Source organism: Alkalitalea saponilacus (assembly GCF_900168165.1).
GTDB classification, from domain to species: domain Bacteria; phylum Bacteroidota; class Bacteroidia; order Bacteroidales; family Marinilabiliaceae; genus Natronoflexus; species Natronoflexus saponilacus.
Window position 1 is genome coordinate 1 of record NZ_FUYV01000043.1, and the last position, 5,398, is coordinate 5,398.

At 30.7% G+C, this 5,398-nt stretch carries 7 protein-coding genes; 1 reads left to right on the forward strand and 6 read right to left on the reverse strand.

The window, feature by feature from the left end; translation table 11 throughout:
* Positions 1 to 183, forward strand: a 183-nt coding sequence (locus B5X70_RS18430) for a hypothetical protein (protein ID WP_234995090.1), incomplete at its 5' end; no start/stop codon positions are given.
* Between the two features lie 303 nt (positions 184 to 486).
* Here B5X70_RS18430 and B5X70_RS17260 read toward each other — a convergent pair.
* From B5X70_RS17260 to B5X70_RS17285, 6 genes are all read right to left on the reverse strand, one after another.
* The gene (locus tag B5X70_RS17260) at positions 487 to 2,184 is read right to left on the reverse strand and encodes a DUF2326 domain-containing protein (RefSeq protein WP_079559154.1); all 1,698 of its coding nucleotides are present in this window, start codon (positions 2,182 to 2,184) and stop codon (positions 487 to 489) included.
* On the reverse strand, positions 2,175 to 2,408 hold the full coding sequence (locus B5X70_RS17265) for an ABC-three component system middle component 6 (protein ID WP_079559155.1): 234 nt from the start codon (positions 2,406 to 2,408) through the stop codon (positions 2,175 to 2,177). Before B5X70_RS17265 ends, B5X70_RS17260 begins: the two co-directional genes overlap by 10 nt.
* Before the next feature lie 3 nt (positions 2,409 to 2,411).
* Positions 2,412 to 3,257 carry an ABC-three component system protein gene (locus B5X70_RS17270; protein ID WP_079559156.1) on the reverse strand — a complete coding sequence of 282 codons (846 nt, stop codon included), beginning with the start codon at positions 3,255 to 3,257 and terminating at the stop codon, positions 2,412 to 2,414.
* Positions 3,258 to 3,461: 204 nt separating this feature from the next.
* Positions 3,462 to 4,046 carry a hypothetical protein gene (locus B5X70_RS17275; protein WP_079559157.1) on the reverse strand — a complete coding sequence of 195 codons (585 nt, stop codon included), beginning with the start codon at positions 4,044 to 4,046 and terminating at the stop codon, positions 3,462 to 3,464.
* 155 nt (positions 4,047 to 4,201) lie between these two features.
* A complete protein-coding gene (locus B5X70_RS17280) occupies positions 4,202 to 4,702 on the reverse strand; it encodes a hypothetical protein (protein WP_079559158.1) in 501 nt (166 codons plus the stop codon).
* Between the two features lie 37 nt (positions 4,703 to 4,739).
* Positions 4,740 to 5,012 carry a hypothetical protein gene (locus tag B5X70_RS17285; RefSeq protein ID WP_079559159.1) on the reverse strand — a complete coding sequence of 91 codons (273 nt, stop codon included), beginning with the start codon at positions 5,010 to 5,012 and terminating at the stop codon, positions 4,740 to 4,742.
* Positions 5,013 to 5,398 lie beyond the last annotated feature (386 nt).

Sequence of the window (5,398 nt, forward strand, 5' to 3'; positions counted from 1 at the left end):
ACAACCATACCACTTACCATTTTGGTCAAGGCGTATCATCTTCCTTTTTCGCCTTTTCCGTTTAATGACGGGTTCTGCAAACCTTCATTTAATTTAACCATGCCGTTCTACCTTAGCCCTTCAACCAACTTAGGAAGCATCGGAGGCATTACTTTTCTCACGAATTTCATACCCTCATATTGACACACGTGTCATGATTAGGAACATTGTCCCGGGAGCTTCACCCGATAATGGCTTCACCATACATCCGGTGTCCCGGTAAGGTACTATTGACGGAACAATAGGATTAATCAGTGTTTCAAAGAACAAGTTAATCACTCAATTAAAGACCTTTGCAGGTCGCACTAACGCCAACGGTCACGTATATGAAACGTTTGGCATTTCGAAGCACTTTCCTGTCAAGTTACAACTACTTTTGATGCGGGTTGAAATGCTCGATAACCCACTGACTGCCAAATGTTTTATATACGATGTTATAGGGCGTTTTTACTTTTTGAACAATTTAATATTCTCAGAAAGTCTCAAAATTATGAATTTTTCAATATCAATATCAGATGGTATTTTATCTCTAACAATGGGGAGAATGAATTGGCAATTTATTGAGTTAGCTAAATCAACCAAAATTGTGCTTAATTGATTGTCGTGCATATTTTCAAGTTGGTCGTGCATTATAAAGTGAATAAATTTCAATTCAATCTCTTCTGCAAATAATACATAGGCGAAATCAAATGCAGCAATTTGTCCCTTCTTTTTTCCTGTACTAGGGTTACCTTCAATATTTGTTACAATTAAATCGTATCCTTTTTCGTTTTTTTGAGTACTTAATAAATACTCTTCCCCATAAAGCTGACTTGATATTTTTGTAAAGAACTTATTAAAAAGCGTTATTCTTTTTTGGATTATACTGTCCTTAGAATTAATTTCCGAGTTAATTGTTTCTAATTCTTCATTAATACGATAAAGTTTTTCATTCGATGTAATCCAGAATTTTTTTCTCTCTTCTAAATTGCCTTTCTTTTCAAAAAATGAATTCAATTCAATTAGAATTTTGTCATAATCATCACTATAATCTGATGCACTTACAAACTCAGATAATTCTCGTTCGCGTCTTCTAAATGATGAGATATCCTTTGAAATTGATTTAAGTTTTTCTGTCAATGCCGGTAACTCATATTCAATGTATTTGATTTTCTCATCCAAAAGGTCATTGTGAAATTTAACAGTTTCTTCAAAAGAGACTTGTAAATTAGGTATCAGCTTTGAAGCTTTGCTATATAATGACTCTATCTGATTTACATCAATGTTAGTTCTTTCATTTTCTAATTCTACTTTACTTTCGAGAATTAATTCTCTTCTCATATTCAATCTACTTAGTTCTGTAGAAAGTTTTGAAAGATTTAACTTTAAATGATTTAGCTCTACTAATTGAGCTTCAAACTTTTCGTTAAAATTAAAATTGGCTTTTATTTTTTGAAGTTCCTCAATTTTTGAATTAACCAGTTCAAGTTGTTGTTCAATTAATGATAATTCGCCTTCTTTTTTAAGTCTTTTTTGAAAACTTTCTTCTCTGGTTTTTTCTTTTCCTAAAAGTTCCTTCTGATTATGGGTGTCCGTATTTATTCCTAACCAAAAAAGAAATAAAGCTTCATATTCTTCAATTTTAGTATATGGATTTAAAACTTTTACAATGTTTGCTAGTTTATTTTTTTCGTCACGAATGTTTTTAGAAACAATTTGTTTAAATGTTGGCTTTTCAACACTTGTGTTAAATATTAACTCTTTAAGTTTTAGGTCAAATTCTTTTTCATTTATTATTGCCTCCCCATTGATTTCTTGAATTTTCTTTCCGTATTTTAAGAAATTCTTCTTTATGGTAATTATATCTGATGGGAAGTCTAAATCGTCAACGAGCGTTAAAACAACGATAACCTCTGTGTTAATTAAAAAATCCTTAATTGTGCTGTTTTCTTGTTCTTTGAATTCGGAATCTTGATAAATGTTTTTCCCACTTGAACCCAAACAAAAATCTACAAGTCGCAAAACTGTTGTTTTACCAACATTATTACCTGTTGTTCTTTTATCCTTTTCTATGGTTTCATCCACAATCAAATTGAGTCCTCTATGAAATTCAATTTCACGGATTAAACCGAGACTATTCTCTATTTTTAGACTCTTTAGAAACATTTTTTTATTTTTCCGTTTTCACCTTTAACTACTATTCCTAAAATAAATAGCCAATCCAATGTTAATGAATATAAATTGATTGTAATTTCTTTTTCATTATTAATTAATGTGTATAAATCCATATAATCGACTTCTTTATTATTCTTTTTTTGAAGAATATCTATTAGAATCCCCCCCAAATAATATAAATCTCTTTCTGGATTAATGTTTTTATCAATTATCATGATTTATTTCTGCTTAGGTGGTTCTTCCAAAATATTACAACGCATAAACGCATCAACAATTACTATCATCAAACTGAAATCAATTGTTTCTTGGTCAAATTCATCCAACTTATTCGGTGCTTTATCAACATTATCCCATATAATTTCAATCACTTTATCCAGAATAATATCAGCATTATTCCTAATTTCTTCAATGTCTTTATATTCCGATTTTACTCTCAGATAAATTCGCTTAATATTATATAAAACTAACTCCTTTTTGGTGGAACCTTCTTTTTCAATTACTTCATAAATCTTGTTAAGTTTCACTTGATAGGGAGCGAATTCCCTAATCACTGATTCATATCTTTTAACGTTATTAAATAGAATTTTGGTTTCTGTATTTGGGGCATTTTCAGTTTCTGGTAAATCAAGAACTTCATCCATTTTAGAGCCAATTGTATTAATTACTTTATTTAAAGCTAATGGATGTTTTGATAATAAATTCTTACTTGAAATTAATTCTAAAATCTTTTTTTCGTGAGAATGTTTCCATTCTTTTAAAATAGAAGTTGGGTATTGAGCTTCATTTTCCTTATTGTCTATCATCACGTGATGTTCGTCACAAAGCAATATTAGATTATCAAAGCCCCTTCTTTCATCATCGGTCATATTATCATCAAACCTTGGACCTTCTTTGCTCGCAGCAGCAATGTGACAAATTTTACTAATTATTGAAACCCCATCTTCAGCAATCAGTTTTTTTGAACAATCGGGATGAGCACATTCATTTCCCGAAAGAGTATCTAATCGTCTTACTGTTGACGGTTTGTATTGTCTTGCTTTATCTTTCGTTTCTTTTTTTGTCATTATTTGTCCAATTTTACCATGCTAAAATACAAAATTTATTTGCTATTCCGTATCCCCAAATGCCCTATAACGGTCACATATATGAAATGTTGGGGATTGCGGGCGTCATCACTGTCTGCCGTTACAAAAGTTGGTGCGGGGCAGAAAGATTCACTTAAACACCAAAACCCCAATATTTTATATATGATGTTGTGGGTGTGTTGTTTATTCTTCGTTTCTAAATTCTTTTGGCATCCAGCATCTCATATACATTGATTCAATTTCACCATTTGGATAAATTACAGAATAGAAAGTGTGACCACCACCAAAACAGTTATCTGTACCGAAGTTTTCTGGTTTACTATTCCACATAAATCCTTTTGCGATTTCTTTTTTTAATTCAATTATGATACTGTAGCAATAGCCAGTTGAATCACATAAATGTTCAGTAAGTAGCTTCTCTGTTCTCCTATAATTTTTCTCTGGAATTTGCTTATTATATTGAATTAGTTTGTTTCTTATGAAAATCTGGATATTATCTGCAGGACAACCAATACATATGAAATCATATTTTTCAATCAATATAATTGTGTCATTCATATTTTCCGCTAGCAATTTATTCAGCTCTTCTTCGTACTGAATTCTATATTTTTTCTGTACTTTCAGTTTCGAAGTCATTCCGCTTGCTGTTTCAAATGGAGAATCTTTTAATGACGCTTTTTGACTGCGGTCAAGCTGCCTATTCAACTTATTAGTCACTGAACAACTAATAAAAAACAGCGTCAATAATACTAAGATTATATGTTTCATAGGTCTATTTTAATAACCCAAAACGGTCACATTTATGAAATGTTGGGGATTGTGGGAGTCTTCTCTGTCTGCTGTTCCGAACTCTAGTGCGGAGTAGTAAAATTCGCATAATCGCCTAAATTATTGTATTTACATAAGGTATATGGGTAGTTTTTTTAGACATTTTTCTTAATATATTCTTCAAGTTTACTCTTATTTTGAAGTTTAATGTATTTTTCCACATTATTATCTTTCTTCAAGTTTTCTTTATTTTTGATATAAAACTCAATAACCGCTTCTAATCCCTTTTGATTTCCCAATATCTTGTTTTTATAATCATTACTTTCAAGCGAGTATTTTGTCCAGCCGCATAAAAAAATTATTAGCAAATCAGGATTAGGTTTTAGAAAATTAACTATTTCTTGTTTTATCTCTATTCTAACCGTAGGACTGCCTGTCATCCATGTCATTAAGAATGTGTTAATTTCTTTTCTTTTGTCTGACTTGATATTAATTGGAGTTTTAAATAGCCAATCAATTCCTTTCAGAACATCAGCTTCATATTTAGCATAGTCATCTTTTTCTTTAAGTGCATAATTATTAGGCACTTCAAATTCTTGTGCTGTAATACACAAAGAAATCAATAGCAAAGTTAAGGTTCCAAAAAAAAGATTCATAGTTGTATTGGGTTAATAATCATCAAATTAATGTTGTTTATTTACTGCAATAATAACAAAGTGTAGTGTCATTTAATTCTTGAATTATTAATTGATAATCCGTTAATCTTTTGTTCACGTTCAATACAACACCAACAGGTTCATTGACAAAGAAAATAGAATCATTAATTAACTTATATTTTTTGCTCCTAAAATCAATAAAATCCCCAATACTATTTCCACCACAATGTTTCCAATTCATTCTTTCAATTTCCGTTTTACAAGAGGTTATTGTTAAAATCATTAATAAGAAGAATACATTTTTAATCATTGTGTTTATTTATAAGTATTTTAGAATCGTTGATTATTAGGGTTTTCCTAAAATATCGGGTAGCTTACGCCCCCTAAGAACTGCGCATGATAGTTTCCCATCACGCAGCTCGGGCATTTCTAAAAGTGTCTTGATAAATACACTCCGGTTGTATGTTCCACAGGTTTAGCAAATTTCTGTTAATGTCATTTACATTCTTTAAAGCTATGCAATTTTGTTTGGTTTTAGAGGATTTCACTTTAAGGTCTATGAATCTTTGTTTGAAATATTTCTGGTCGTTAATGTCGAATGGATTCGACTTTGCTTTGATTTTTACATGCCTTATAATGGGTATGTATGCTAACCGAAATATTTTGTTAATCCGTACTTTCTGCTTTTTGAACAGT

Bases quoted from the DNA above. Each gene is read 5' to 3' on its own strand.
- B5X70_RS17260 (WP_079559154.1), bottom strand. From the start codon at position 2,184: ATGTTTCTAAAGAGTCTAAAAATAGAGAATAGTCTCGGTTTAATCCGT.
- B5X70_RS17285 (WP_079559159.1), bottom strand. From the start codon at position 5,012: ATGATTAAAAATGTATTCTTCTTATTAATGATTTTAACAATAACCTCT.
- B5X70_RS17265 (WP_079559155.1), bottom strand. From the start codon at position 2,408: ATGATAATTGATAAAAACATTAATCCAGAAAGAGATTTATATTATTTG.
- B5X70_RS17280 (WP_079559158.1), bottom strand. From the start codon at position 4,702: ATGAATCTTTTTTTTGGAACCTTAACTTTGCTATTGATTTCTTTGTGT.
- B5X70_RS17270 (WP_079559156.1), bottom strand. From the start codon at position 3,257: ATGACAAAAAAAGAAACGAAAGATAAAGCAAGACAATACAAACCGTCA.
- B5X70_RS17275 (WP_079559157.1), bottom strand. From the start codon at position 4,046: ATGAAACATATAATCTTAGTATTATTGACGCTGTTTTTTATTAGTTGT.